2 protein-coding genes are annotated in these 2,513 nt (G+C 34.1%); both read right to left on the bottom strand.

The genetic code is table 11. The annotated features are described in order from the left end of the window. Positions 1–218 precede the first annotated feature (218 nt). A complete protein-coding gene (locus AC3DU7_RS02920; RefSeq protein WP_488037870.1) occupies positions 219–509 on the bottom strand; it encodes an nSTAND1 domain-containing NTPase in 291 nt (96 codons plus the stop codon). A 148-nt stretch (positions 510–657) separates the two neighbouring features. After that, a complete protein-coding gene (locus AC3DU7_RS02915) occupies positions 658–2,322 on the bottom strand; it encodes a dipeptide ABC transporter ATP-binding protein (RefSeq protein WP_488037869.1) in 1,665 nt (554 codons plus the stop codon). Positions 2,323–2,513 lie beyond the last annotated feature (191 nt).

Genomic DNA, 2,513 nt, shown 5'->3' with positions numbered 1-2,513 from the left:
TAATTAACTTATTAATAATTAAATAATTCGGGTTTAAAGCCTCCCCTTTTAAGGGAAAAAAAGCGGTCTCCGGATGGTGAGGTCCCCTGCTCTTATCAGAGCCGCTCCGAAGATCGCCATATCCAATCAACCAAGAGAAGAAATAGTATTTCCTTATATTCAATTCCGTAGCGGTTTTAACCAGAGGTAATTATCAATTATCCATTATCAATTATCCATTAATGAACACTTTTTGATTCGCCTAAAACTGGAATAAAATTATTTTTTTCAATGGCTGTAAGAAGTTTTTTTAAAAATTCATCTCTACCGAAGAAATATTCAGCATCCTGTGGAAGAAAACTAGATTCCTTATAGGGACAATTAACATCACCTTTTTCTAAATAAAAATTGAGATTGACAATAACATTATTTTGAATACCAATACCATATTGGTTTCCATAATTTATGGAGTTATCTTGATTAGTAAAATTAATGTCATTTGATGCTTTTTCATCATTTTGTGCAGCCATTAAACTTGAAAATTAAGAGCTAGTTTTTGAAGAATAAGCCAGTAGGATAAATTCATAAATTACTTCTACAAAAATCATAATTAAGAGTGTGAGCTAAACCAAAAAAAGAAGATAAAATTTTATAGCTCAAAACCTAGCTTTGACATAATTAAACATTTGATAATAAAGGCGCAGCATTTAACAATGTCTGAGTATAAGAATGTTGGGGATGATTAAATATTTCCTCAGTTTTCCCCTCCTCCACAATTTTTCCACCATTCATCACAGCAATTCTGTCACAAATAAATCTAGCCACCCATAAATCATGGGTAATAAATAAATAAGTTAAATTTAATTCTTTTTTTAAATTCAACATCAATTCCAAAACTTGAGTTTGAATAGTAGCATCCAACATACTCACAGGTTCATCACAAATAATCAGTTTTGGATTAGTAATTAAAGCTCTAGCAATAGCTACTCTCTGTTGTTGTCCTCCAGATAATTCTGAGGGGTATCTTTTGCCATATTCTGCTACTGGAGTCAAACCTACCTTTTCTAACATTTGCTCCACTTGAATTTTAGCTTCCTTTACACTAGCCAAATTATGAATCAATAGAGGGTCAGCTACTATCTGGTCAACAGTCATCATCGGGTTAAGACAGGCTAGGGGGTCTTGAAATATCATTTGCATTTCCCGACGATAGGGTTGCAATGCTGATAAAGAGAGAGTTGTTAAGTCTTTGCCTTGAAATTCGACTGAGCCAGAAGTAGATTTAATTAACTGTAAAATAGTCCGAGATAAGGTACTTTTACCACAACCAGATTCTCCTACTAATCCTACTATTTCCCCAGCATAAAGGTTTAGGTTAACTCCATCTACTGCTTTAATAAGTTTGCTTTTTCCAGAAAATAATAACTGCTCTATAACATTACTTTCTAAGGTGTAATGTTTAACTAAATCTTTGATTTGTAAAATAGGTTTAATTGTTTTGGCAATTGTTATTTCTTCAGATTTTTCTAGTTGAATTTGAGCAGGAGTAGATTCAACTACTTGAATATGTAAAGCAGCTTGAAATAGAGATTTGGTATATTCATGTTGGGGATTGTGGAGAACTTGTTTAATTGAACCTGTTTCTACTATTTCACCTCCATACATTACAGCAATACGGTCACAATATTCTGCCACCATTGCCAAATCGTGAGAAATTAATAATAAGGAAGTCTGACGCTCTTGGCAAAGTCTAGTAAGTTCCCCTAAAATCTGAGACGCTATAGTTACATCCAAGCTAGTAGTAGGTTCATCCGCAACAATTAATTTAGGGTTTAGTAGTAAAGCTAGAGCGATCGCCACCCTTTGTCGCATTCCCCCACTAAATTCATGGGGATATTGAGGCCAACGACTGGCAGGAATATTTACTGCTTCGAGAGTTTCTATAGATTTTTGCTTTGCCTCAGATTTAGATATATGGGGTTGATGTGCTTGAATTGTTTCTACACAATGATCCCCAATAGTCATTAATGGATCTAGGCGAGTCATGGGGTCTTGGAAAACTAATGCTACTGCTTCTCCACGAAATTTTCTCAGTCGAGAGGGGTTCATTCCAAATATGTATTCTCCCCCAAATGTGATAGACCCCTCAACTTGTACTGACTTGGGTAATAATCTCATGGCAGCACGTCCAAGAGTAGATTTACCACATCCAGATTCTCCTACTAATCCTAATTTTTCTCCAGGTTGAAGTGTGAGGGAGACATCATTTACTGCCCAATGAGATTTTCCACGTTTTTCGGGATAAGCTACTCGTAGATTTTTTATATCAAGTAAGGAATTCATTACTAGGTAGGTTTTAGGTGTTATACCAGCTTAAAAAAATAATGTTACTAATAGTTTCGCTCCTTGAGATATGAAATAATTTCGGTTAAATTACTATATAGTCAAAGTTTTGATTCTTCAAAATATTATTTTTAAATTTTGACTTCTAGTTTCCCTCCTTTAGATTTGAAATAATTTAAGTTAAATTACTA

The organism is Okeania sp., assembly GCF_983059655.1.
This window is presented reverse-complemented; position numbering and strand designations above follow the sequence as displayed.

What these genes read in the sequence shown, in the direction of transcription:
- AC3DU7_RS02915 (WP_488037869.1), bottom strand. Translation starts at nt 2,322, where the DNA reads ATGAATTCCTTACTTGATATAAAAAATCTACGAGTAGCTTATCCCGAA.
- AC3DU7_RS02920 (WP_488037870.1), bottom strand. Translation starts at nt 509, where the DNA reads ATGGCTGCACAAAATGATGAAAAAGCATCAAATGACATTAATTTTACT.